The organism is Orrella sp. JC864 (assembly GCF_037026685.1).
Taxonomy (GTDB): Bacteria; Pseudomonadota; Gammaproteobacteria; order Burkholderiales; family Burkholderiaceae_B; genus Orrella.
Genome location: NZ_JBANET010000020.1, coordinates 47,110 through 70,575 on the forward strand (window position 1 = coordinate 47,110; position 23,466 = coordinate 70,575).

The 23,466-nt window shown below is 67.9% G+C and carries 20 protein-coding genes; 19 read left to right on the forward strand and 1 reads right to left on the reverse strand.

What is annotated here, in order from left to right:
* Positions 1 to 34 precede the first annotated feature (34 nt).
* The 8 genes from V8Z80_RS16735 (at position 35) to V8Z80_RS16770 (ending at position 10,312) form a co-directional block, all read left to right on the forward strand.
* The gene (locus V8Z80_RS16735) at positions 35 to 1,015 is read left to right on the forward strand and encodes a tripartite tricarboxylate transporter substrate binding protein (RefSeq protein WP_336062794.1); all 981 of its coding nucleotides are present in this window, start codon (positions 35 to 37) and stop codon (positions 1,013 to 1,015) included.
* Positions 1,016 to 1,022: 7 nt separating this feature from the next.
* Positions 1,023 to 2,468, forward strand: coding sequence for an aldehyde dehydrogenase family protein (locus V8Z80_RS16740; RefSeq protein ID WP_336062795.1), 1,446 nt, complete (start codon positions 1,023 to 1,025; stop codon positions 2,466 to 2,468).
* A gap of 34 nt (positions 2,469 to 2,502) precedes the next feature.
* Positions 2,503 to 3,486 (forward strand): tripartite tricarboxylate transporter substrate binding protein, encoded by a 984-nt coding sequence (locus V8Z80_RS16745; RefSeq protein WP_336062796.1) that lies wholly within the window; start codon positions 2,503 to 2,505, stop codon positions 3,484 to 3,486.
* A gap of 25 nt (positions 3,487 to 3,511) precedes the next feature.
* On the forward strand, positions 3,512 to 6,496 hold the full coding sequence (locus V8Z80_RS16750) for a xanthine dehydrogenase family protein molybdopterin-binding subunit (RefSeq protein ID WP_336062798.1): 2,985 nt from the start codon (positions 3,512 to 3,514) through the stop codon (positions 6,494 to 6,496).
* Positions 6,493 to 7,311 (forward strand): FAD binding domain-containing protein, encoded by an 819-nt coding sequence (locus tag V8Z80_RS16755; protein WP_336062799.1) that lies wholly within the window; start codon positions 6,493 to 6,495, stop codon positions 7,309 to 7,311. Before V8Z80_RS16750 ends, V8Z80_RS16755 begins: the two co-directional genes overlap by 4 nt.
* Positions 7,308 to 7,835: a (2Fe-2S)-binding protein gene (locus tag V8Z80_RS16760; RefSeq protein WP_336062800.1), complete on the forward strand. Its 528-nt coding sequence runs from the start codon at positions 7,308 to 7,310 to the stop codon at positions 7,833 to 7,835. Before V8Z80_RS16755 ends, V8Z80_RS16760 begins: the two co-directional genes overlap by 4 nt.
* 4 nt (positions 7,836 to 7,839) lie before the next feature.
* A complete protein-coding gene (locus V8Z80_RS16765) occupies positions 7,840 to 9,390 on the forward strand; it encodes an AMP-binding protein (protein ID WP_336062801.1) in 1,551 nt (516 codons plus the stop codon).
* 67 nt (positions 9,391 to 9,457) lie between these two features.
* A complete protein-coding gene (locus V8Z80_RS16770) occupies positions 9,458 to 10,312 on the forward strand; it encodes an AraC family transcriptional regulator (RefSeq protein WP_336062803.1) in 855 nt (284 codons plus the stop codon).
* On the opposite strand, the gene V8Z80_RS16775 is transcribed toward V8Z80_RS16770, so the two are convergent.
* Positions 10,309 to 10,950, reverse strand: coding sequence for a TetR/AcrR family transcriptional regulator (locus tag V8Z80_RS16775; RefSeq protein ID WP_336062804.1), 642 nt, complete (start codon positions 10,948 to 10,950; stop codon positions 10,309 to 10,311). The two genes, V8Z80_RS16770 and V8Z80_RS16775, sit on opposite strands and share 4 nt — an antisense overlap.
* 161 nt (positions 10,951 to 11,111) lie before the next feature.
* Here V8Z80_RS16775 and V8Z80_RS16780 point away from each other — a divergent pair, with 161 nt between their 5' ends.
* From V8Z80_RS16780 to V8Z80_RS16830, 11 genes are all read left to right on the forward strand, one after another.
* Positions 11,112 to 11,927, forward strand: a complete 816-nt coding sequence (locus V8Z80_RS16780) for a sterol desaturase family protein (protein ID WP_336062806.1) — start codon at positions 11,112 to 11,114, stop codon at positions 11,925 to 11,927.
* Between the two features lie 164 nt (positions 11,928 to 12,091).
* Positions 12,092 to 13,072, forward strand: coding sequence for a TRAP transporter substrate-binding protein (locus V8Z80_RS16785; RefSeq protein WP_336062807.1), 981 nt, complete (start codon positions 12,092 to 12,094; stop codon positions 13,070 to 13,072).
* A gap of 76 nt (positions 13,073 to 13,148) precedes the next feature.
* Entirely contained in the window at positions 13,149 to 13,733 is a 585-nt protein-coding gene (locus tag V8Z80_RS16790) for a TRAP transporter small permease (protein ID WP_336062808.1), read from the forward strand.
* Positions 13,733 to 14,998, forward strand: a complete 1,266-nt coding sequence (locus V8Z80_RS16795) for a TRAP transporter large permease (protein ID WP_336062810.1) — start codon at positions 13,733 to 13,735, stop codon at positions 14,996 to 14,998. Before V8Z80_RS16790 ends, V8Z80_RS16795 begins: the two co-directional genes overlap by 1 nt.
* Positions 14,999 to 15,049: 51 nt before the next feature.
* Positions 15,050 to 15,808, forward strand: a complete 759-nt coding sequence (locus tag V8Z80_RS16800) for an SDR family NAD(P)-dependent oxidoreductase (RefSeq protein WP_336062811.1) — start codon at positions 15,050 to 15,052, stop codon at positions 15,806 to 15,808.
* Between the two features lie 62 nt (positions 15,809 to 15,870).
* Entirely contained in the window at positions 15,871 to 17,331 is a 1,461-nt protein-coding gene (locus V8Z80_RS16805; protein WP_336062813.1) for an aldehyde dehydrogenase family protein, read from the forward strand.
* 354 nt (positions 17,332 to 17,685) lie between these two features.
* A complete protein-coding gene (locus tag V8Z80_RS16810; RefSeq protein ID WP_336062814.1) occupies positions 17,686 to 19,128 on the forward strand; it encodes a UbiD family decarboxylase in 1,443 nt (480 codons plus the stop codon).
* Positions 19,125 to 19,730, forward strand: coding sequence for a UbiX family flavin prenyltransferase (locus V8Z80_RS16815; protein WP_336062815.1), 606 nt, complete (start codon positions 19,125 to 19,127; stop codon positions 19,728 to 19,730). Before V8Z80_RS16810 ends, V8Z80_RS16815 begins: the two co-directional genes overlap by 4 nt.
* Positions 19,731 to 19,759: 29 nt before the next feature.
* Positions 19,760 to 20,566 carry an enoyl-CoA hydratase/isomerase family protein gene (locus V8Z80_RS16820; protein WP_336062816.1) on the forward strand — a complete coding sequence of 269 codons (807 nt, stop codon included), beginning with the start codon at positions 19,760 to 19,762 and terminating at the stop codon, positions 20,564 to 20,566.
* Between the two features lie 19 nt (positions 20,567 to 20,585).
* The gene (locus V8Z80_RS16825; RefSeq protein ID WP_336062817.1) at positions 20,586 to 21,719 is read left to right on the forward strand and encodes an alpha-hydroxy acid oxidase; all 1,134 of its coding nucleotides are present in this window, start codon (positions 20,586 to 20,588) and stop codon (positions 21,717 to 21,719) included.
* Between the two features lie 10 nt (positions 21,720 to 21,729).
* Entirely contained in the window at positions 21,730 to 23,403 is a 1,674-nt protein-coding gene (locus V8Z80_RS16830; RefSeq protein WP_336062818.1) for a thiamine pyrophosphate-binding protein, read from the forward strand.
* The last annotated feature ends 63 nt before the right edge of the window (positions 23,404 to 23,466 follow it).

Here is a 23,466-nt window from a genome sequence, read left to right on the forward strand (position 1 = left end):
GGCACACAGAAAAAACAAGGGAGACGACAAGAACATGAAGCAGATCTTGCGCAGCGCGGTGTTCGGCCTGGCCATGGCCGCGGCGGCGGCCGCCGGGCCGGCCCAGGCGGCGGACGGCACATACCCGGACAAGCCGATCCGGATCGTCGTGCCTTATCCAGCGGGGGGATTCAACGATACGCTGGCCCGCGTGGTGGGCAGCAAGCTGCAGCAGGCCTGGGGCCAGCCCGTCATCGTGGACAACAAGCCGGGAGCCGGCACGCAGATCGGCACGGCCTTCGCCGCCAAGGCGCCGGCCGACGGCGCCACGCTGCTGGTGGTGCAGTTTCCTTTCGCGGCCAACCCGTGGCTGTACGCCAAGCTGCCCTACGACACGCGCAAGGATTTTGCGCCCGTGGTGCTGGCCGGCCGCTCGCCCATGCTGCTGGTGGCCCACGAGGGTGCGCCGTACCGTTCGGTGGCCGACCTGCTGCAGGCCGCGCGCCAGCGGCCCGGCGCGGTCAACTACGGGTCTTCGGGCAGCGGTTCGTCCAACCACCTGGCCATGGCGCTGTTCGAGGGCATGGCGCAGGTGCAAATGACGCAGGTTCCCTACAAGGGCAGCACGCCGATGCTGACCGACCTGGCCGGCGGGCAGGTGGAAGTGGCTTTCGATGCGTTCCCGCATGCGCTGCCCTTCATCCAATCCGGCAAGGTCAGGCCGCTGGCCATCGCCACGGCCGCTCGCTCGCCGCTCATGCCCGAGCTGCCTACCGTCGGCCAGGCCGGCGTGCCCGGCTACGAGGTCTCGTCCTGGCATGGATTCGTGGTGCCTGCCGGCACGCCCGCGCCCATCGTGGACAAGCTCAACGCCGAGATCAACGCCATCCTGCGCATGCCGGACGTGCGCAAGGTCTTCGCCGAGCAAGGCGTGACGCCCGATGGCGGCAGCCCCCAGGACTTTTCCGCCTTCATCGACGGCCAGATGGCGCTTTGGCAGAAAGTGGTCCGCGACGCCGGCATTCCCCCGCAATAGGATGATCATGTCTTTTTCCCAGCCCGATGCGCTGAACCTCATCGATGGGCGCTGGCTGTCCGCGGCCGGCGGCGCCACCTCGGAAAGCCTGGATCCGGCCACCGGCCGGCGCCTAGGCGCTTTTGCCGACAGCGGCGCCGAGGATGCGCTGGCCGCCATCGACGCGGCCCGCCGCGCCTTCGAATCGCCCGGCTGGGCGCAGAACCCGCGGCTGCGCCAAATGGCGCTGCTGCGCTGGGCCGATGCGCTGCAGTCCCAGGCCGAGGCGCTGGCGCAATTGCTCATGCGCGAGAACGGCAAGGTGCTGGCGCAGGCGCGCGCCGAGATGGCCGGCGCCATCTCGGAAATCCGCTACTACGCCGGCCTGGCGCGCCACATTCCCGGATCGGCGCTGGAGGTCGAGCCCGGCGTGTTTTCCACGATGCTCAAGGAGCCGGCCGGCGTGGCCGGGATCATCGTGCCGTGGAACGCGCCGGTGGTGCTGCTGATCCGCTCGCTGGCGCCCGCATTGGCCGCGGGCTGCACCGCGGTGGTCAAGCCCGCCCCGCAGACGGCGCTGATCTCGGCCGCCGTGCTGCGCGCCCTGCACGAGGTCCCGGACCTGCCTGCCGGCGTGCTGAACCTGGTGTGCGAGAGCGGCCATGCGGCGGCCGAGGCGCTGGTCGCCTCGGCCCAGGTCGATGTCATCAGCTTTACCGGCTCGAACGGCACCGGCCAGCGCATCATGGCCGCGGCCGCGCCCACCATGAAGAAGCTCTCGCTCGAACTGGGCGGCAAGTCCAGCTGCCTGGTGTTCGAGGACGCCGACGTGGACCGGGTGGCGCCATTGCTGGCTGGCGCGGCCACTGTCATTTCGGGCCAGCAATGCACGGCGGCGCGCCGCGTGCTGGTGCATGCCTCGCGCTACGAGGAGATGAAAGCCGCCTTGGCCGCGGCGATGTCGGCGCTGCGCGTGGGCGCGGGCGACGCGCCGGGCGTGCACCTGGGGCCGCTGATCGATGCGCATTCGGCCCGGCAGGTGCAGGCGCGCATCCAGGCCGCCATGGACGCGGCCGACGAAGTGCTGCTGCGCGGCGGCTGCACGGGCGGCGCTTTCGTGACGCCCACGCTGGTGGCGCACCGCGATACGCATGCGTTCTTTGTCCAGGAAGAGATCTTCGGCCCGCTCGTCGTGCTGGAGCGATTCGAGGACGAGCGGCAAGCCGTGGCACGCGCCAACCATAGCGAATTCGGCTTGTCCGCCAGCGTCTGGACCGTTGACGGCGCGCGCGCCTGGCGCATCGCGCGGGCCTTGCGCAATGGCACGGTGTGGATCAACGACCACAACAAGCTGTTCGCCGAAGCGGAGACGGGCGGCTATCGCAAGAGCGGCATCGGACGCCTGCACGGCTACGACGCGCTGGTCGACTTTACCGAAATCAAGCATATCTACCAGAACGCCGGCGTCGTCTGACGCCGTCAATATCCAGTCCCAAGGAGACATAACAATGAAGAAAACCCTGGCCACCGCCATGCTGGCCCTGGCCGGCGCACTGGGCGCCACCGCAACCGCCGCGGCTTCGCCCGCCGACAACTATCCCGGCAAGAACGTGAGCATCGTGGTGCCCTATACGCCGGGCGGCTTCAACGACACGATGGCGCGCCTGTTCGCGCGCAAGCTCCAGGACGCCTGGGGCCAGCCGGTGATCGTCGAGAACAAGCCGGGCGCGGGCACGGTCATCGGCACGGAGTTCGGCGCGCGCGCCGCGCCCGACGGCTACACGCTGACCATCGTGGGCTTTCCGCTGGTCGTGAACCAGTACCTGTACACCAAGGGCCTGCCCTACGACGCGCAGAAGGATTTCGCGCCCATCATCGTGGGGGCGCAGACTCCCAACCTGCTGGTGGTGCGCGCCGACTCGCCATTCAAGTCGCTCAAGGAGCTGGTCGATCACGCCAAGGCCGCGCCGGGCCGCCTGAACTACGCCACGGCCGGCACCGGCACGTCCAACCACCTGACCATGGAGTACTTCAAGAGCCAGACCGGGACCGACATGGTGCAGATTCCCTACAAGGGCAGCGCGCCGATGGTCACCGACCTGCTGGGCGGGCAGGTGGACGTGATGTTCGACAACATGCCGCACGTGCTGCCGCATGTGCAGGCCGGCAAGATGCGCGCGCTGGCGGTCACCAGCGCGCAGCGCTCGGCGCTGGCGCCCGATATCCCCACCGTGGCCGAGCAAGGCTATCCCGACTTCAGCGTGGCGGTCTGGTATGGCCTGGCCGCGCCCGCGGGCACGCCGCCGGCCATCGTCGAGAAGATCAACGCCGAGCTGAACAAGGCCTTGCAGGCCGATGACGTCAAGCAGGTCTTCGCGCAGCAGGGCGTGGAGGCCGTCGGCGGGTCGGTAGAGGACTTCCAGCGCTTCTTCCAGGCCCAGATGGACAAGTGGTCGGTGGTGATCAAGGAAAACGGCATCAAGGCCGATTGAGCCGCCGGCCGGCGTCAGGAAGACGATGACAGCTCCCGCAACTTCGCATAACAGCACCGCGCCGGCCGCTTCCTGGGTGGGACAGTCCGTGCCGCGGCTGGAAGACCGCGCCGTGCTGACCGGCCGCGGCCAGTATGGCGACGACCAGCCGCTCAAGCCCGGCACGCTGCATGCGGCCATCGTGCGCTCGCCCCATGCCCATGCGCGCATCACCGGGGTGGACGCCAGCGCCGCCCTGGCGGTGCCGGGCGTGCGCGCCGTGCTGACGCCGGCCGACGTGGCGGCCTGGTCCAAGCCTTTCGTGGTCGGCGTCAAGCAGCCCATGGAGCAATGGGCGCTGGCGCAGGGCAAGGTGCGCTATGTGGGCGAGCCGGTGGCGGTGGTCATCGCCGAATCGCGCTACCTGGCCGAGGACGGCGCCGACCGCGTGACGGTGGGCTACGAGACGCTGCCGGCGGTCGTGGACGTGGTCCAGGCCACCGGCGCCGATGCCCCGGTGCTGCATGAGCAAGTGGGCAGCAACGTGGTCAGCGACCGCAGCTTTCGCTATGGCGATCCCGAAGCGGCGTTCGCCGCCGCGCCGCACCGCGTGTCGCTCGACGTGCGCTATCCGCGCAATTCCTGCACGCCCATCGAGGGCGGGGTGGTGATCGCCGAATACCTGTCGGCGCAGGACGGCTACGAGGCCAGTTCCAACTTCATGGGGCCCTTCACGCTGCATACCGTCATGGCGCTGGCGCTGAAGGTGGCGGGCAACCGCCTGCGCCATCGCACCTTCAAGGATTCCGGCGGCAGCTTCGGCGTCAAGCAGGCGGTGTTCCCCTACGTGGTGCTGATGTGCCTGGCCGCGCGCAAGGCGCAGGCCCCCGTCAAATGGGTGGAGGACCGCCTGGAGCACCTGAGCGCGGCCACCTCGGCCACCGGGCGCGCCAGCCGCATCGAGGCGGCCGTGCAGGCCGACGGGCGCATCACGGCGCTGTCCTACGACCAGCTCGACGACGTGGGCGGCTATTTGCGCGCGCCCGAGCCGGCCACCTTCTACCGCATGCATGGCTGCCTGACCGGCGCCTACGATATCGCCAACCTCTCGGTGCGCAACCGCGTGGTGCTGACCAACAAGACGCCGGCCGGGCTGGTGCGCGGCTTTGGCGGCCCGCAGGTCTATTTCGCCCTGGAGCGGCTGATGCAGCGCATCGCCGTGGAGCTGGGCCTGGATCCGCTCGAGGTCTACGCACGCAATTTCATCGCCCGCGAGGCCTTTCCCTACCAGGCCGCCGCCGGCGCCCTGATCGATTCGGGCGACTATCACGGGGCGCTGGCGCTGGTACGCCGCCAGGGCGGGCTGGACGCGCTGCTCGCCCGGCGCGAGGCCGCCCGCCGCGAGGGCAGGCTGTACGGCATCGGCTATGCGGCCATTGTCGAGCCTTCCGTCTCCAACATGGGCTACATCACTACCGTGATGCCGGCCCAGGCGCGCACCAAGGCCGGCCCCAAGAACGGGGCGATCGCCTCGGCCACCGTGGGCATCGACCCGCTGGGCGGCCTGAACGTGGTGGTGGCCTCTTCGCCCGCCGGCCAGGGCCATCGCACGGTGTGCGCGCAGGTGGTGGCCGACGTGTTCGGGCTGGCGCCCGGGCAGGTGGCGGTCAATGTCGAGTTCGATACGCAGAAGGATGCCTGGTCGGTGGCCGCCGGCAACTATTCCAGCCGTTTCGCCGGCGCCGTCGCGGGCACCGTGCACCTGGCGGCGCTGCGCCTGCGCGATAAGCTGGCGCGCATCGCCGCCCATCATTTCGGCTGTGCCGCCGAATCGATACGTTTCGAGGGCGGGCACATCCATCCGGCCGGCGAGCCCGGACGCGCCACGCCCTTCGTACGGCTGGCGGCCTCGCCGCATTGGGCGCCGGCGCTGCTGCCCGAAGGCATGGAGCCCGGCCTGCGCGAGACCGCGTTCTGGAGCGCGCCGCAATTGGCCGCCCCGGACGAGGCCGACCGGGTCAATACCTCGGCCGCCTATGGTTTTGCCTTCGACGTGTGCGCCGTGGAGATCGACCGCGACACCGGGCGCGTGCGCATCGACCGCTACATCACCACGCACGATGCCGGCCGCATCCTGAATCCGGCGCTGGTGGACGGGCAGATCCGCGGCGCGTTCGCCCAGGGGCTGGGCGCGGCCTTGATGGAGGAGTTCCGTTATGGCGAGGACGGCAGCTTCCAGTCGGGCACCTATGCCGACTACCTGCTGCCGACCACCTGCGAGGTCCCCGATCCGGTGATCCTGCACATGGAGACGCCCTCGCCCTTCACGCCGCTGGGCGCCAAGGGCGTGGGCGAGGGCAACAACATGAGCACGCCGCCCTGTATCGCCAACGCGGTGGCCGACGCGCTGGGCGTGCGCGACGTGACGCTGCCGCTCACGCCATGCCGCGTCATGGCGCTGCTGGGCATGGACGATCCCGCCCCGTCGCAGCCGATGGCCCAGCCCGCGGCGCCGGCCGGCAAGGGCGGACGCGCACTGGCCGCGCAAGGCGAAGTGCTGCTGCCGGCCACGCCCGAGGCGGTGTTCGCGGTGCTGCTCGACCCGCAGGCGCTGGCCAAGGTCATTCCCGGCTGCCATGGGCTGCAGCAGGACGGCGCGCACCGCTATCGCGCCGACGTCACGGTGGGCGTGGGCATGGTCAAGGCGCGCTACGCGGCCGAGGTGGCCCTGTCCGAACTGGATCCGCCGCGCAGCCTGCGGCTGTCCGGATCGGGGCTGTCCTCGGTGGGTTCGGCGCGCGGCAGCGGCCTGGTCAGGCTGGAGCCGGCCGAAGGCGGCACGCGGCTGTCCTACGACTACCAGGCCGAGGTCTCGGGCAAGGTCGCCGCCGTGGGCGGGCGCATGCTGGAAGGCGCGGCCAGGATCGTGCTGCGCCAGTTGTTCGAACAGCTCGGCCGCCAGGCCGCCGGCGGGCAGGCGGGATCGCCGCCGTGGTGGCGGCTGCTGCGCCGCCTGGGAGTCAAGCGATGAAGCCGCAAGCCTTGGACGTGGTGCGCGCCGATAGCGCGCAGGAAGCCGTGGCGCTGCTGGCCGAGCTGGGGGCCCAGGCCCGCATACTGGCCGGCGGCCAATCGCTGATGGCCGCCCTGAACATGCGCCTGGCGCAGCCCGGGACGCTGATCGATATCTCGCGCTGCGCCGACCTGGACTACGTGCGGGCCGAGGACGGCTGGCTGCGCGTGGGTGCGGCGGCCACCCAGGCCAGCGTGCAGTGGCGGCCCGCGCTGGCGCGCGAGGTGCCATTGCTGGCGCAGGTCTTTCCCCACATCTCGCACTTCCAGGTGCGCAATCGTGGAACCGTGTGCGGCTCGGTGGCGCATGCCGATCCCAGTGCCGAACTGCCGCTGGCGCTGGTGGCGCTGCAAGGCCAGGTCGTGCTGCGCAGGCGCGGCAAGCGCCGGGTGCTGCCGGCCGAGGCCTTCTTTACCGGCATGCTGAGCACCGCCCGCGAGCCCGACGAACTGGTCGAGGAGGTGCGGTTTCCCTTGGCGCGCAGCGGCGAACGCACGGCGTTCGAGGAGTTCTCGGCGCGCCACGGCGATTTCGCCATCGTGTCGGTCGCGGCGGTGCGCCACGGCCAGAGCCTGCGCCTGGCCGTGGGCGGGGTGGCCGACCGGCCCCGCACCATCGCGCTGCCGGCCGGGCCGGGCGCCGTGCGCGATGCCGCCATCAATGATTTCGCCTGGGCGCTGCAGGCCCAGGATGACGCCCATGCGACGGCCGTGTTCCGCCGCCACCTGGTGCGGCGCCTGGCCGCCCGGGCGATCGAGGAGGTGTATCGATGAAAAGGTATGAACAGGGCCAGCGCCACGAGGTGCGCATCACGCTCAATGGCCAGCCGCGCCAGGGCCTTTGCGAATCGCGCACCCTGCTGTCGGATTTCCTGCGCGAGGGCCTGGGCGCGACCGGCACCCACGTGGGCTGCGAGCACGGCGTATGCGGCGCCTGCACCGTGCTGGTCGACGGCATCGCCGGGCGCGCTTGCCTGACGCTGGCGGTGCAGGCCGACGGGCGGCGCGTGGACACCGTCGAAGGGCTGTGCGGCCTGGAGGACGAACTGTCGGACCTGCAGGAGGCGTTTCACCGCAACCATGCCTTGCAGTGCGGCTTCTGCACGCCCGGCATCCTCATGTCCTGCGTGGACTACCTGCGCCGCCGGCCCGATCCCAGCGAGCAGGAGGTGCGCGACATGCTCTCGGGCCATCTGTGCCGGTGCACCGGCTACACCAACATCGTGCGCGCCGTCCTGGAAACGGCGGCCGCTCGCCGCGCGGCCGCGCAGGCCGCGCCTGCTTCCTTGGGGGAATGAAGACATGCTGGATCTGGGCCGAACCTTTCTGCAAAGCGTCGAGCGCAGCCCGAATGCGCTGGCCGTGGTGGACGGCAGCGTGCGGCGCACCTACGCGCAATGGCGCGAGGACATCGCCGCGCTGGTGGCGGGGCTGCACGGCATGGGCCTGACGCATGGCGACCATGTGCTGGCGGTGCTGCAGAACCGCTATGAGATGGCCACGCTGCACTGGGCCTGCCAGTTCGCCGGGCTGGTGGTCACGCCGCTGAACTGGCGCGCCAAGCCCGAGGAGATCGACTACTGCGCCGACGATGCGGGCGCGCGCGCGGTGTTCTACGAACCGGCAAGCGAGCAGGCCGTGCGCGACAGCGCCCGGGCCGCGCACCTGCCGCGCGTGGCCGTGGCCGGGGCGGCCGGCGGCACGCTGCGCTTCGAGGACCTGCTGGCCCAGCCATGCGCGACGCTGGCGCCGCGCGCCGACGCGCAGGACTGGTCCTTGATGCTGTACACCTCCGGCACCACCGGAAAACCCAAGGGCGTGCCGCGCCGCCACCGCCAGGAGCGCGCCGCCGCGCTTGGCCATGTGGCGCAGAACCTGTATCGACGCGGCGAGCGGACCTTGGGCGTCATGCCGCTCTATCACACCATGGGCGTGCGCTCGCTGCTGTCCATGGCGCTGGTCGACGGCCTGTTCGTGTGCGTGCCGCGTTTCGATCCCGCGCAGACGCTGGCCTGCATCCGCGACGAACGCATCACCTGCCTGTACCTGGTGCCCACGCTCTATCACGACATGCTCGCCTGGCGGGAAAAGCACGGCGGCGACCTGTCCTCGGTAAGCAAGCTGGGCTTTGCCGGCGCGCCCATGCACGATGCGCTGCTCAAGCGGCTGAACGAAACGATCAAGCCCGAGCTATTCGTCAACCACTACGGATCCTCCGAGGTTTATACCTTTTCCTTCGAGCAGGACGCCGTTCGCAAGCCCGGCAGCGCCGGACGCGCCGGCGTCAATGCCCGATTGCGGGTCGTGCGCCTGGATGCCCGATCGCCTGACCAGTTGGCTGCTGTGGGCGAGGAAGGCCAGATCATCGCCGACCTGCATGGCGACGAGGCTTTCGAGCAGTATTGGAACCGGCCCGATGCCGATGCCAAATCACTGCGCCAGGGTTGGTACTACACCGGCGATACCGGCTATTTCGACGAAGAGGGAGACTTGTTCGTTACCGGACGGGTCGACGATATGATCATTAGCGGCGGAGAAAATATCTCGCCGGTGGAGATCGAATCGCTGCTCTCGCTACATCCCGCCGTGGACGAAGTCGCGGTAGCCGGGCTCAAGGATGAGCGCTGGGGACAGCGCGTGGTGGCCTTCGTCAAACGTCGCAGCGCCGTCGATGCCCAGGCGCTGGATGACCATTGCAGGCAGTCGGACCTGCCCAACTTCAAGCGTCCCCGCGAGTACGTGTTCGTGCAGGAAGTGCCGAAGTCGCCCGTGGGCAAGGTCCTGCGCCGCAAGCTGGTAGCAGGCGAGTACGACGTGGTGCCAGGCGAGGAAGCGGTCCGGCCGGCTTCCTGACGCAGGGGGCGCAGCGACGCCATCTCATGTACAGTTTTTTCGTCGAAAAGATTTTCGAGGGGGAACCATGACGACAGCACTGAGGATCGCGCAAGGGATGTTCGGCAGGGTGGCGCTGCTCGACATGGATGCCCCGCTGGTCTCGCATGCCCATTCCCAGTGCCACGTCATCCTCAAGGCCAGCGGCGCCGATTCGGCGTTCTATGTGGCCCAGGAGCGGTTGCCGGTGACCGACCGCACCGCCATCCTGGTCAATGCCTGGGAGCCGCATTACTTTTTCAGCGAGCCGGACTTTCCTCGCACAGCCTATCTGGTGCTGTACATCGAGCCGAAGTGGCTGGCGATGCTGCATGACCCGCTGCGGGTATCGGGCCATCCGCGTTTTTTTCCCCGGCCCTGCGTCGAGATCACGCCGCGCATCCGGAAACTGGCCGACGATCTGGTCGGCGAGATGATGTCGCTCATTCCCATGACGCAGGAGCGTCTGGAAAGCGCACTGTTCGAACTGATGCTGGCCATCAGCGAGCAGTACTCCGCCTTCAGGCTCATCGACGACTTGATCCGCCCGGACGGTCTCCAGTTGCCCGATGCGCGCGTGCAGCGGGCCATAGGCTACATCCGCGACAACCTCGGTCAGGCGCTGGACGTGGACAGGCTGGCGGCCCATGCCTATCTTTCGCGTACGCAGTTCTTCGTGCGGTTTCGCCGGGCCACCGGGATGACTCCGCACGTCTTCATCAACACCTTGCGCGCCGAAGCGGCCTGCCGCCGGCTGGCGCGTCCCGGGCGCGCCAGCCTGGGCAGCTTGGCCGAGGAACTCGGTTTTTCCGATCAGGGACATTTCACCCGCTTCGTCCGGGGCCATCTGGGCGTGACACCCAGCGAATACCGTCGCGTGGTGCAGGTATACGGTGGGGCCTAGCCCTGCGCGGCGGCCGGCAGGCGGGCCAGCGTGGCGGGCGACGGCGGGCATTCGAGCATGGCCTGGAAAGTGTCCAGGATGTTTTCCAGGGTGAATGCCGGCAGCCACAGCCGGTTAGGCGCATGCGTCTCGTCCAGGGACGCTTCCTTGGTCGACAGCACCGACGTCGTGTACAGGGCCACCAGCGACATGCGCTGTTCGAGCACCGGCCCGGGAATGTGGGCGAGCAGCTCGCGAAAGTGCTGCAGGCAGCGGCGATAGCCCGCGTTCCATTGATCGCCGATGTATTGGCGAAACAGCGGCCGGTGCGTCATCTGCACGTTCGATAGGAAGCGCAGGTAGGTGCTGCCCTCGGCTTGTGTCACGGTCAGGCGGTGCACCGGAAGAATGAAGGCATCCAGTACCTCGCGCACGGTACGCGGCCCGCCGGCCTGGCGCAGTTCGTCAAGCATGGCCTGGCGAAAGCCGTCGACCATCCTTGCCCCGTCGACCAGCAGTTCGCCTATCAGCGCCTCCTTGGAACCGAAATGGTACTGCACCGATGCCTTGTTGCGCTGGCCCGCGGCCGCCACGATGTCGGCGACCGAGACACCGTCGATGCCGTGCAGCGCGAACAGGCGTTGGGCGACGGCTTTCATCTTGTCCCGTGTTTCCTTGCCGTCCGAGCGCAGGGCTTTGGTGTTCGCCATGTTATTTAAGTTTATAGACTTATTTAAGTTAATGTACTTAAATTGGAGGTGGGCAGGCCAGCCAGATGCCGGCGCTGCCCTTGGACTAAACCAGCAGGAGGCAAGCTACCATGAACCGCGAAGAAGAGATCATCGCCCGCTCCCGGGCCTTCAGAAAACAGTACGTCGAATCCACCCCGCGCTGGTACAGGGGCGAAATGCATCTGGCATTCACGCTGGTTTTCACGATAGGCGTCATCGTCTATTGTGCCTCCCGGCTGGAGAGCCCGAGCTGGCAGGAGTGGGCCTGTGTGGTTGTGCCCATGTTCCTGTTCGGCAACTGGGCCGAATGGGCAGGGCATCGCTACCTGCTGCACAGTCCCCGAAGCTGGCTGAAGTCCGCGTACAAGCGCCACGTGGCTACCCATCACCAGTTCTTCTCGCACAAGACGCTCCAATACCAGGGCCAGAAAGAGTGGCGCGCCCTGCTGTTTCCGCCGTTCGCGCCGGTCCTGTTCGTGCTGGCCGCGCTTCCTCCGGCGATCCTTGTCGGCGTGCTTTGGTCGGCCAACGCCGGCTACATCGCGGTGCTGACCATGGCCGCCTATTTCCTGATGTACGAAGGGCTGCACACCTTGTCCCACCTGCAGCATCCGGTCCTGGACCGCATCCCGCTGGTCAACACGGTACGGCGCATGCATGTGCTGCACCACAACCCCGATTTCATGCACACCCGCAACTTCAATCTCACCTTTCCCCTGTGCGATGCGCTGTTCGGAACCAGCGACCTGGACAAGGGCGTGCTGGGCACCTTGTTCAACGGCATGTCGGATCAGGCCCGCAAGCCGCAGGATCGGGCCCGGCTTGCCGCCCAGCAGCTTGCGCAAACCGGTGCCGCCGCGGCCGGCGCGCGGGTCCATGGATCCGGGCCGGACCGCCGCGCCTGATGCTGCGGGTGCACATCGATCCGGACTCTATGGCAAAAAAACGGAGCCAGGGGCAATGCCCTGGGCGCTGTTGGCCTGTAATCTTGCAGCCTCATGGAGGCAGCGGCGGCTGAGCGGCCGGCGCAGCACCTGAACTGCGCACCGAACAATAAAAGGAGAAGACAATGCAACCCCGCAGACTATTGGCCCTGCTTACCATCGCCGTGGGTGCGTCCCTGGGCGCATCAGCCGGCGCGAAGGAGTTGAGGCTGGGCCTGATCGTGCCGGCCACCCACGAATGGACCAAGGCGGCCAACGCCATGGGCGAGGAACTGGCGCAGCAGTCCGGAGGCAAGTACTCGGTCACCGCCTTTCCGGCCGGCCAGTTGGGCAATGAAGCGCAGATGATGCAGCAACTGCAGACCGGCGCGCTGGACATGGCCTTCATGACCGTCGCGGAGGTGACGAACCGCGTGCCGGACATGAGCGCGTTGTTCGCCCCTTTCCTCGTCAGGGACACGCGCGAGGCTGGCGTGCTGCTCAATGGCCCGACCGCCCAGAAACTGCTCGAACGCCTGCCCCGCGAGATCGGGGCCGTGGGCGTGGGCTACGGCGTGGCGTCCATGCGCCTGATGCTCAACGCCTTTCCGACCCAGGGCGGGGGCGATCTGAAGGGCCGCAAGATGCGCATTACGCCGTTCCCGCCGGTGCGCGATTTCTATCAGTTGCTGGGGGCCGCCTCGACGCCGATGCCGCTGACCGACGTCTACGATTCGTTGGCCAACGGCCAGGTCGACGGCGTGGACGCCGATATCGAGCTGGTCTGGCGGATGAAGTTCTATGAGCGGGGCAATACGCTGGTGCATTCGAATCACATGATGTTCCCGGTGGTGGGGTTGGTGTCCGGCCGCCTGTGGCAGCAATTGCCGCCGCAGGACCGTGAACTGATAGGCGGGCTGGCCCGCAAGCACCTGAATACATTGTTCGGCACCTACGACACCGTTGCGGTCGAGATGCGCCGGAACATCGAGGAAACGCAGAAGGTGAAGGTCGTGGATGCCGGACCGGAGTTCTTCGGCGACGTGCTGCAGAAGTGGGAAGAGATCTGGCTCAAGCGCACGCCCGTCCTGGCCGACCTGCGCAAGGAAGCGGCGGCCATCCGTTGAGGCGGCCGCGAGGCGCTGGTTCCCGGGCGCCGCGACGGCGGCGCCAGTCTGATTGCTTGCCATCCCTGGAGATCCCGTGCTGGATGCTCTTCATCGTTTAAGTGGCCGCATCGAATGCGTCGAGCGCATCGCCGTCCGTGCGTTCGTGCTTGCCCTGCCAGTGATGATTCTTGCCAATACCCTGGGCAGAGCGATGCGCTCGCCCATCTACTGGATGGATGAGCTGGCGATCCACTGCATGGTGTGGCTGGCGATGATCGGCTTGTCCCTGACGCTCAAGACGCGCAGCGCGGTGGCGGTGACCATGCTCGTGGATGCGGTCGCGCCCGGCCTGATGAAAGGCATGAGGGTGGTGGTCGACCTGATCATCCTGGCCTTCGCGCTGACGTTGTTGTTCCTGTGCATGCGCTGGTTCGACCCCGTGATGCTCGCGCGCGCCGGATTCGACCTGCATGAATTCTCCGGCCAGACGTTCAACTTCATGTACCAGGACACGACGGCCACTCTCGGCATGCGCAAGTTCTGGTTTTGGCTGATCGTCCCGGTCGTGGCGTTGACTACCAGCGTGCATGCGGCCTCGAACCTGGCCCGTACGGTCTCGGCCCCGGCAACGGCATTGAAGGCAAAGCTCGCTTCTGCGGGATCCAGGGGGCTCGACTGATGTCCATTGCAGCTATCTTTGCCGTCCTGCTGGCGATCGGTCTGCCGATAGCGCTGGTGCTGGCGGTCACCGCCTTGTCCTACATCTACCTGAGCGGCAATACGGTGCTGTACCTGTCGTTCCCGCAGCAGCTGTACGGCAGCCTGGAGAACTACGGCCTGATCGCCATTCCGCTTTTCATGCTGGTGGGCGAGCTCATGAACGAGGGCGGCATCACGCGCAGGCTGATTGCCCTGGCTTCGGTGTTCGTCGGCCATGTGCGCGGGGGGCTGGCCTACATCAATATCGTGGCCAATATGTTCCTGGCTTCCATCATCGGGTCGGCCAACGCGCAGACGGCGGTGATGGCGCAGGTCATGGTGCCCGAAATGCAAAGAAAGGGTTTTTCGCGAGGCTTCGCCACGGCCACCACCTGCGCCGGGGCCCTGATGGCGCCGGTCATTCCTCCCTCGATGCTGTTCGTGATCTTCGGGGTGCTGGCGCAGGTCTCGATCGGCGACCTGTTCATCGCGGGCATCATCCCTGGCCTGCTGCTGGGCTTTACCTTCATCGCGGTGCTCGCGATGCTGGGCATGTTCTACAGCTATCCGCCGGGCGAGCGCCTGGACCGTAGGCAGAAGCTACACAACATCCTGGCGGCCATTCCCTCGCTGGCGGTGCCCGCCGTCATGATAGGCGGCATTCTCGGCGGCCTGACCACGCCCACCGAAGCGGCCGCTGTGGGGGCGGCGATGTCGGTCCTGGTAGGCAGGTTCGCGCATGGCGAGATCAGGCTGGACCGGCTGGGCGCCATGCTCATGCGCGTGGCCTTCAATACCGGGGTGGTGTTGATACTGGTTGCCGCTGCCGACGTGTTCGGCTGGGTCATCGTCTTCGAGAAGGTGCCGCAGCAGATCGCCCTCGTCCTGCAGCAAATGACCGCCGAGCCCTTCGTGTTCATGCTGCTCGTCATGGCTCTGCTGCTGATCGTCGGCTGCGTGCTGGACGGCATCGCCGCACTGATCCTGCTGGTGCCCATTTTGCTACCGGTGGCCACGCAGGTCTACGGGATCGACCCGTATCACTTCGGCGTGGTGATCTGCATCAACCTGACGCTGGGCTTGCTGACGCCTCCGGTCGGCGCCGCGCTTTACGTGGCATCGAGCGTGACCGGGGCCAGCCCGGGCGAGATCCTGCGGCCGCTGGCGCCGTTCCTCATCGCGACGGCGGCCATACTGGTGCTGCTGTCCTGGCAGCCCCTGCTGGTCACTGCGCTGATCAGGTAAGCGGGGCGGGCGGGCGCCCACGCGCCGGGCCCATTCATACGGAGAAGCATAATGAGCAAACTGAAGGACCGCGTCGCCATCGTTACCGGCGGCGCACAGGGGATTGGTGCGGCCTACGCACGGGCGCTGGCTGCCGAGGGCGCGCGCGTGGCGATCGCCGACGTGCTGGACGGCACCGCGGCCGCCCAGGACATCGAGGCGGCCGGCGGCAGTGCGATGTCGGTGACGGTAGACGTGGCCGACGAAGTCTCTACACAAGCAATGGCGCGGGCGGTGGTCGAACATTTCGGCCGCCTGGACATCCTGGTCAACAACGCAGCCGTGTACGCCTCGCTGCAGCTCAAGCCTTTCACCGAGATCGACGTGGCCGAATGGGACAAGGTGATGGCGGTCAACGTGCGCGGCCCCTTCCTGTGCGCCAGGGCGGTCTTGCCGTACATGCGCCGCGCGGGCTACGGCCGCATCGTTAACATCTCGTCGGGCACGCCCTTCAAGGGTACGCCCAACCTGTTGCACTACGTCACTTCCAAGGGCGCAGTCCTGGCCATGACCCGCGCCTTGGCCCGCGAGGTCGGGGCCGACGGCATCTGCGTCAACACCCTTGCGCCAGGGCTGGTGCTCAGCGAAGGCGTGCTCCAGAACGAGGCGCTGCGCCAGACACTGACCGGCCCGGTGATCGCCAGCCGGGCCATCAAGCGGGACCAGATGCCGCAGGATCTCATCGAGCCGCTTCTGCTGCTGGTCTCCGATGGCTGCGCCTTCATGACCGGCGAGACCATCGTGGTCGACGGCGGCTCGGTCATGCATTGAATGCGGCGCATGACCTTGCCCTCGAACCCTCCGCCGCCGGGCGGACCCACGGAGAAAAAACCATGACAGCCATTGCGCAACCCTGGATCGCAGGCCAATGGACGCCCGTCGAAAGCGGCGCTCTTGCCGAGAGCGTGAACCCGAGTACCGGCCAGGTGCTGGGCCGTTTCGCCGATGCCGGCACGGCCGAGGCCCAGGCGGCCATCGCCGCGGCCCGGCGCGCTTTCTTGCATACCGACTGGGCGCATGCACCGCGCCTGCGCGCGGCGGTGATGCTGGAGTTCGCCGATCGGGTGGAGCGCCGCAGCCAAGAGCTGGCGCTGCTTCTGGCGAACGAAACCGGCAAGCTGCTCAAGCCGGCGCAGGCCGAGATCGCGGGCACGATTTCCGAGATCCGTTTCTATGCCGGTCTGGCACGCACCATCTTTGGCCGTACCACCGAAGTGGAGCCGGGTGCCCTGTCGGTGCTCAGCCGCGAGGCCGCCGGGGTGGCGGGCATCATCGTGCCGTGGAACGCGGCCGCCATCCTGCTAGTGCGTTCGCTGGCCCCGGCCATGGCCGCCGGCTGCGCCAGCGTGGTCAAGCTCGCGCCGCAGGCGGCGCTGTTCCAGACTGAGCTGATGCGCTGCCTGAACGATATTCCCGCCCTGCCGCCGGGCGTGGTGAATTTCTATGGCTGCACGAGCAGCGCCCCAAGCGAGGCCCTGGTGGCTTCAAGCGACGTGGACGTCATCAGTTTCACCGGCAGCGTGCCGGTGGGCCAGCGCATCATGGCCGCCGCGGCCGGCAGCCTCAAGCGCCTGAACCTCGAATTGGGCGGCAAGGCGCCGGCCGTCGTGTTCGGCGACGTCGATGTCGAGGCGCTTGCGCCTCAACTGGCGGCAGCGGCCACGGTCGCGGCTGGCCAGCAGTGCACCGCGCTGGATCGGGTGCTGGTGCACGAAAGCGTGCTGCATCCGCTGCGCGATGCGCTCGCCCGGCAGTTCCGGGCGATGCGGGTGGGGCCGGCCACCGCATCCGACAGCCAGATGGGGCCCTTGATCGATGTCGGCAACCGCGACCGCATCGACCGCCTGGTCGAGGATTGCAGGCGCTATGGCGAGGTGATCGTGCGCGGCCAGGTGCCCGGCGGCGAACTGGCGCACGGGGCTTTCATTGGTCCGAGCCTGGTCGAGGTCGGCGACCTGCAATCGCCTATCGTTCAGGAAGAGTTCTTCGGTCCGGTACTGAACCTGGAGACGTTCGCCGACGAGGCGCAAGCGGTGGCGCGCGCCAATGCGACCCGCTACGGCCTGGCCGCCAGCGTATGGACGCGCGACGGGGCGCGTGCGCGGCGTGTGGCGCGCGCCTTGCGCAGCGGCACGGTTTGGATCAATACGCACAACAAGCTGCTTGCCGAGGCCGAGACGGGCGGCTACGGTGCCAGCGGGTTCGGCCGCCTGCACGGCGCCGAGGCCCTGCTGGAGTTTCTGGAAACCAAACACGTGTACGAGGAGGTGGGCCGCGTGGCCCCTGGAGATTAACATCATTTTCAGTGATGTAAGGAGGGCAGCGTGTAGGCCAGGTCCGGATGGGAACCGCGAAGGTACAAATCAGCCCGGCGAGATGGCAATCATTATATTTGATAGAAAAAATCATTAAATATTATTTGAAGTGATTGCCACCCCTCCCTATACTTCATCGCACAAGAACGATAGCGGACAGCCTGGACAGGCTTGGCCTGGCTGCATGGGCGCCGCAACCGAGACCTCCATGATCCACGCGTTTCGCTCCGTGGCGCCGGAACCGTTCCGGGTGCCGGCCCATACGGTGTCGCAGGCCCCGCGCAAGGTTCCTTCGCCGGCGTCCTTCCCAAATCCCATCCACGAGGCGTTTCAATGAACACGACAATTTCGCCCGCCGAGGCAACGCGAGACCTGCGCGCCTGGCTGGCCCGCCTGAGCGACACCGGCCGCATGGCCGTGATTCAAGAGAATGTCGCCCTCAAGCACGAACTGGCCGCCATCGCCAAGCGTCTGGACGGGCGCCAGGCTGCCTTTTTCCCCAGGCCGGATGGGCACGCCATCCCGGTCATTTCGGGGTTCATGGCGCGCCGCGCCTGGATCGCCGAAGCGATGGGCGTGCCCGAATCCGAATTGCTGCAGGCCTATCGGCGGGCCGCTGACGAACCCTTGCCCTGGCAGGAAGTGCCGGCCGGCCAGGCCGCCTGTCAGGAAGTCGTGCACCGGGAAGTCGACCTGCACGATCTGCTGCCCATCCCCACCCACAGCGAACACGACAGCGGCCCCTACATCACGGCGGGCATGGTCATCGCGCGCAATCCCAGCACCGGCATCCAGAACGTATCGATCAACCGGATACAGGTCCATGCGCGAGACCGCATGGCGGTGCTGTTGCTGCCCCGCCATCTTTTCAGCTATCACCAGGCAGCGGAAGCCATGGGCCAGCCGCTGTCCGTGGCGATCGTGATCGGGGCCGATCCGCTGACGCTGCTTGCCTCGCAGGCGATCGCCCCGCTGGACTACGACGAGCTTGGCATCGCCGGCGCCTTGCATGGCGCACCGCTGCCGGTGGCCAAGTGCCTGACCAGCGAGGTGAGGGTGCCGGCCGGCGCGGAGATCGTCATCGAGGGACGACTGCTGCCCCAAGTGCGCGAGCCCGAGGGGCCTTTCGGCGAGTTTCCCAAGTACTACAGCGCGCGCGAGGAGCGCGAGGTCATCCAGGTCGACCTGGTCACGCACCGCAAATCGCCGATCTTCCACACCATCGTGCCGGCCGAGATGGAGCATTTGCTGCTGGGCTCGATCCCGCGCGAAGCCACGCTGCTTGCCCACCTGCAGCGCAGCTTTTCCGGCGTGCAGGACGTGCATCTGTCGATAGGCGGGGTGGGGCGCTACCATTTGTTCGTCAAGCTCGACAAGCGCCGCGAGGGCGAACCGAAGAACGTCATTCTTTGCGCTTTCGGCGCGCACTACGACATCAAGCAGGTCATCGTGGTCGATACTGACGTGGACGTGCACGACCCGCAGCAGGTCGAATGGGCGGTGGCCACGCGGTTCCAGGCCGATCGCGACCTGGTCGTGGTCTCTGGCGCCCAGGGCTCGGTGCTCGACCCGTCAACGACCGTCGGGCAGCCCACGGACGCGCCCGCCCATATGCAGGGCATCAGCGCCAAGATGGGCCTGGATGCGACCCGGCCGGTTTCCTACCATGAGCACGTCTTTACCAAGGTGCGGGTGCCGGGTGAGGACGAGGTGGACCTTGCCGCCGTCGTGCAGCGCGGCGTCTCGGTCGACTGGCGCACCGCTACCGCATCATGAGCCTGGTCGGTGGCAAGCCCCGCCTGATCGTGGCGATTACCGGCGCCAGCGGCGCCGTATACGGTGTGCGCCTGTTGGAGCAGTTGCGCCAGGGCGGCGCCTGCGAAACCCATCTGGTCATGTCTTCTTCCGGCGCGTTGACCGCGGCCCAGGAACTGGGGCTCAAGCGCAGCCAGGCCGAGGCCTTGGCCGACGTCGTGCACAGCGCCAAGGACATCGGCGCGGCCATCGCCAGCGGTTCGTTCCACTCGGCCGGCATGGTGATCGCGCCATGCTCGATGAAGACCTTGGCCAGCATCGCTCACGGGCTGGCCGACAATCTGGTCAGCCGCGCGGCCGACGTGGTGCTCAAAGAGCGCCGCAAGCTGGTGCTGCTGGCGCGCGAGACACCGCTGAACCTGGCTCACCTGCGCAACATGACGGCGGTGACGGAAATGGGCGGCATCGTTTTTCCACCCGTGCCGGCTTTCTATACCTGCCCGGCTTCGCTCGACGACATCGTCAACCATACCGTGGGTCGCGTCCTTGACTTGTTCTCCATCCCGCATGCCGGGCTGGTCAAGCGCTGGGAAGGGATGGGCCCGCCGACGCAACCCCGATAGAGAACGCCATACATCCCAAGGAGTACCCCGTGACACAACTGAAGCATTCCGCACAGCATCTGCTGCAAGACCTTGACGGCTTTCGCGTTGAGATCGACGCTGCCCGCCAGCGCGCCGACATCGTCTTGAACCGCGGTCCGTTCAATATCATTTCCATGGCCCAGCGCGATCAGTTGCGGCTGGTGTTCGAATCGCTGGACGAGAACGATGCCGTGCGCGTGATCGTGCTGCGCGCCGAGGGCGAGCATTTCTCCAGCGGCGGCGACATCAAGGGTTTCCTCGAGGCCAGTCCCGAGCATGTCTCCAAGCTGGCCTGGAACATCGCCGCTCCCGCCCGCTGCAGCAAGCCGGTGATCGCCGCCAATCGTGGCTATTGCTTCGGCGTCGGATTCGAAATATCGCTGGCCTGCGACTTTCGTCTAGTCACCGATACCACCCTGTATGCCTTGCCCGAGCAGAAGCTCGGCCAGATTCCAGGCTCGGGCGGTTCGGCCCGGCTGCAGAAGATGGTCGGCATCACCCGCACCAAGGATATCGTGATGCGATCGCGCCGCATTCCCGGCCGGCAGGCCTGGGAGTGGGGCGTGGCCACCGAGTGCGTGCCGAATGCCGAACTCGAGGCCGCGACGGATCGCCTGGTCGATGAGCTGCGCACTTTCTCGCCGCTGGCTCAGCGCACCGCCAAGAAGCTGCTCAACGACACCGAGGACGCCTCGCTGTCGACTTCCATCGAGCTCGAAGGCCATTGCTACAGCCGCCTGCGCAGTTCGGACGATTTTCGTGAAGGCGTGCAGGCCTTTCACGCCAAGCGTGCGCCGCAGTTCACCGGTTCGTAGAGGGACTAGCGTGAGGGGCATGCTTTCCATAGCAGACCTGGAGCGCCAGGCCAGGAAACGGCTGCCGCCCAGCATCTACGGCTACGTGGTCGGCGGTGCGGAGGACGAACAGTCGGTGCGCGGCAACCGCGCCGGCTTCGAGCGCTGGCGCTTCGTGCCGCGCCCGCTGGTTGACGTATCCCTGCGGTCGCAGGAAACCGAGCTCCTGGGCCGGCACTATGCGGCGCCGCTGGGCATCAGCCCGATGGGCGTCGCGGCCCTGTGCCGCTTCGACGGCGATTGCGCCATGGCACGGGCCGCGCGTGCGCTGAACCTGCCCTTCATCCTGAGCGGCGCCTCCACCACGCCGCTGGAGCGGGTGGCGGCCGCTTTCCCCGATGCCTGGTTCCAGGCGTATATTCCTTCGCGCCGCGAGGTCATCGCGCCCCTGGTGCAACGCGTTGCCCGTGCCGGCATCCGCACGCTGGTGGTGACCGTGGACGTGCCGATCGCCTCGGTGCGCGAAATCGAGCTGCGCAACGGTTTTTCGATCCCGCTGCGGCTGTCGGGCAAGCTGGTGCTGGGTGGGTTGGCCCGCCCGCGCTGGATGCTGGACACCTTCGCCCGCACATTGCTGCGCCAGGGCGTACCGCATTTCGAGAACTTCACCGCCACCCGCGGCGGTCCGATCATCACCGCCGCGCGGGGCGATCACCGGGCGGGCCGGGCGGCGCTGTGCTGGGACGACATGCGCTGGCTGCGTGACCAATGGCCGGGCACGCTTGTCATCAAGGGCATCCTGCATCCGGACGACGCGCGTAACGCGCAGTCCGTGGGCGCGGATGGCGTGATCGTTTCCAACCATGGGGGGCGCCAGCTCGATGGCGCCATCGCGCCGATTGAGGCCTTGCCGGAGATCGTGCAGGCCGTACCCGCAATGCCCGTGATGATCGACGGCGGATTTCGGCGTGGCACCGACGTGCTCAAGGCGTTGGCGCTGGGCGCGCGCTTCGTGTTTGTGGGGCGTGCCGCCATGTATGGCCTGGCGGTGGGCGGCGAGGCGGGCGTGGCGCATGCCTTGCGCCTGCTGCAGAAGGAAATCGACCTGAACCTGGCATTGCTGGGCTGCCCGGCCACGAGCGGCCTGTCGCGCGCGTACTTGCGTGCAGCATGAGACAAAGAGCATGAACGAACCCATTAGAACGCGCACCGGCGGCCAGATCCTCGTCGATGCCCTGCGCGTCAACGGCGCCGACACGGCTTTCTGCGTGCCCGGCGAGAGCTTTCTCGCGGCCATCGACGCCTTTCACGACGCCGCGGCGGACATCCGCCTGGTGGTGTGCCGCCAGGAAGGCGGCGCGGCGCACATGGCCGAGGCGCACGGCAAGCTGACCGGCCGTCCCGGCATCTGCTTCGTCACCCGAGGGCCGGGCGCCACCAACGCCAGCATCGGCGTGCATACCGCGCGGCAGGACTCCACGCCGCTGATCCTGTTCGTGGGGCAGGTCGCACGCGAGGCCATGGGCCGCGAGGCCTGGCAGGAGATCGACTACCGCCACATGTTCGGCCACATCGCCAAGTGGGTGGACCAGATCGACGATCCGGCGCGCATTCCCGAATACGTGAACCGGGCCTTTCACATCGCCACGGCGGGCCGCCCCGGCCCGGTGGTGCTGGCGCTGCCCGAGGACATGCTGGCGCAGGAGGCGGCCGTGGCCGACTGCCCGCCCTACCGGCGCGCCCAGGCCTGCCCGGATCCGGCCGCCATGGCCGAGCTGGCCGAACGCCTGCAGGCGGCCGAGCGGCCGCTGGTGATGCTGGGCGGCGGCGGCTGGACCCGCCAGGCCAGCGAGGACATCGCCGCCTTCGCCCAGGCGCACGATCTGCCGGTGGCCTGCGCCTTCCGGCGCCAGGACCTGTTGGACAACCGCCACGACCATTACTGCGGCGAGGCGGGCCTGGGCATGGACCCGCGCCTGGCCGCGCGCATCCGCGAGGCCGATTTCATCCTGGCGGTCGGCCCGCGCCTGGGCGAGACCACCACCAACGGCTATACCCTGCTGGACGTGCCCCGTCCGCGCCAGGTGCTGGCGCACGTGCATGCCGATCCGCAGGAGCTGGGCCGGGTCTATCACGCCGATGTCGCGATCAATGCCGCCATGCCGGCCGCGGCGCGGGCGCTGCGTGCGCTGCCCGCGCCGCAGGCTGCGCGCTGGCGCGCCTGGACGCGCCAGGCGCGCGCCGACTACCTGGCGCACCTGGAGCCGCCGGCCATGCCGGGCGAGGTCGACTTCGGCCGCATCATGGTGCAGCTGCGCGAGCGCCTGCCGCCCCAGGCCATACTGACCAACGGCGCGGGCAACTACACCCTGTGGGTGCAGCGCTTCTATCCCTACCGCGGCCTGCGCACCCAGCTGGCGCCCACCAGCGGCACCATGGGGTACGGCCTGCCGGCGGCCATTGCCGCCAAGCTGGCGCATCCCGAGCGCCCGGTGGTGTGTTTCGCCGGCGACGGCTGCTTCCTGATGAACGGCCAGGAGCTCGCCACGGCCATGCAGTACGGCCTGAACATCCTGGTCATCGTGGTCAACAACGGCATGTACGGCAGCATCCGCATGCACCAGGAGCGCCACTATCCGGGCCGGGTCTGCGCCACCGGCCTGGCCAATCCGGACTTTGCCGGGCTGGCGCGGGCCTATGGCGCCCACGGCGAGGTCGTGGCCCGCACCGAGGAGTTCCTGCCGGCCTACGAGCGCGCCATGGCGGCCGGACGGCCCGCCCTGATCGAGCTGCGGGTCAGCCAGGAGGCGCTGTCGCCGCGCCTGACGATTTCGGGCCTGCGCGGGCAGGGCGCTTGAGCGCGGGGCGGTTCTCCCGCGGCCGCCCTGCCGCCGCCGGGCGGCCTGGCGCGCGGGGGGCTG

Coding starts and splice junctions, on each gene's coding strand:
- V8Z80_RS16805 (WP_336062813.1), top strand. CDS start 15,871: ATGACAGCCATTGCGCAACCCTGGATCGCAGGCCAATGGACGCCCGTC.
- V8Z80_RS16815 (WP_336062815.1), top strand. CDS start 19,125: ATGAGCCTGGTCGGTGGCAAGCCCCGCCTGATCGTGGCGATTACCGGC.
- V8Z80_RS16735 (WP_336062794.1), top strand. CDS start 35: ATGAAGCAGATCTTGCGCAGCGCGGTGTTCGGCCTGGCCATGGCCGCG.
- V8Z80_RS16770 (WP_336062803.1), top strand. CDS start 9,458: ATGACGACAGCACTGAGGATCGCGCAAGGGATGTTCGGCAGGGTGGCG.
- V8Z80_RS16745 (WP_336062796.1), top strand. CDS start 2,503: ATGAAGAAAACCCTGGCCACCGCCATGCTGGCCCTGGCCGGCGCACTG.
- V8Z80_RS16825 (WP_336062817.1), top strand. CDS start 20,586: ATGCTTTCCATAGCAGACCTGGAGCGCCAGGCCAGGAAACGGCTGCCG.
- V8Z80_RS16810 (WP_336062814.1), top strand. CDS start 17,686: ATGAACACGACAATTTCGCCCGCCGAGGCAACGCGAGACCTGCGCGCC.
- V8Z80_RS16800 (WP_336062811.1), top strand. CDS start 15,050: ATGAGCAAACTGAAGGACCGCGTCGCCATCGTTACCGGCGGCGCACAG.
- V8Z80_RS16740 (WP_336062795.1), top strand. CDS start 1,023: ATGTCTTTTTCCCAGCCCGATGCGCTGAACCTCATCGATGGGCGCTGG.
- V8Z80_RS16785 (WP_336062807.1), top strand. CDS start 12,092: ATGCAACCCCGCAGACTATTGGCCCTGCTTACCATCGCCGTGGGTGCG.
- V8Z80_RS16795 (WP_336062810.1), top strand. CDS start 13,733: ATGTCCATTGCAGCTATCTTTGCCGTCCTGCTGGCGATCGGTCTGCCG.
- V8Z80_RS16780 (WP_336062806.1), top strand. CDS start 11,112: ATGAACCGCGAAGAAGAGATCATCGCCCGCTCCCGGGCCTTCAGAAAA.
- V8Z80_RS16775 (WP_336062804.1), bottom strand. CDS start 10,950: ATGAAAGCCGTCGCCCAACGCCTGTTCGCGCTGCACGGCATCGACGGT.
- V8Z80_RS16765 (WP_336062801.1), top strand. CDS start 7,840: ATGCTGGATCTGGGCCGAACCTTTCTGCAAAGCGTCGAGCGCAGCCCG.
- V8Z80_RS16830 (WP_336062818.1), top strand. CDS start 21,730: ATGAACGAACCCATTAGAACGCGCACCGGCGGCCAGATCCTCGTCGAT.
- V8Z80_RS16760 (WP_336062800.1), top strand. CDS start 7,308: ATGAAAAGGTATGAACAGGGCCAGCGCCACGAGGTGCGCATCACGCTC.
- V8Z80_RS16750 (WP_336062798.1), top strand. CDS start 3,512: ATGACAGCTCCCGCAACTTCGCATAACAGCACCGCGCCGGCCGCTTCC.
- V8Z80_RS16755 (WP_336062799.1), top strand. CDS start 6,493: ATGAAGCCGCAAGCCTTGGACGTGGTGCGCGCCGATAGCGCGCAGGAA.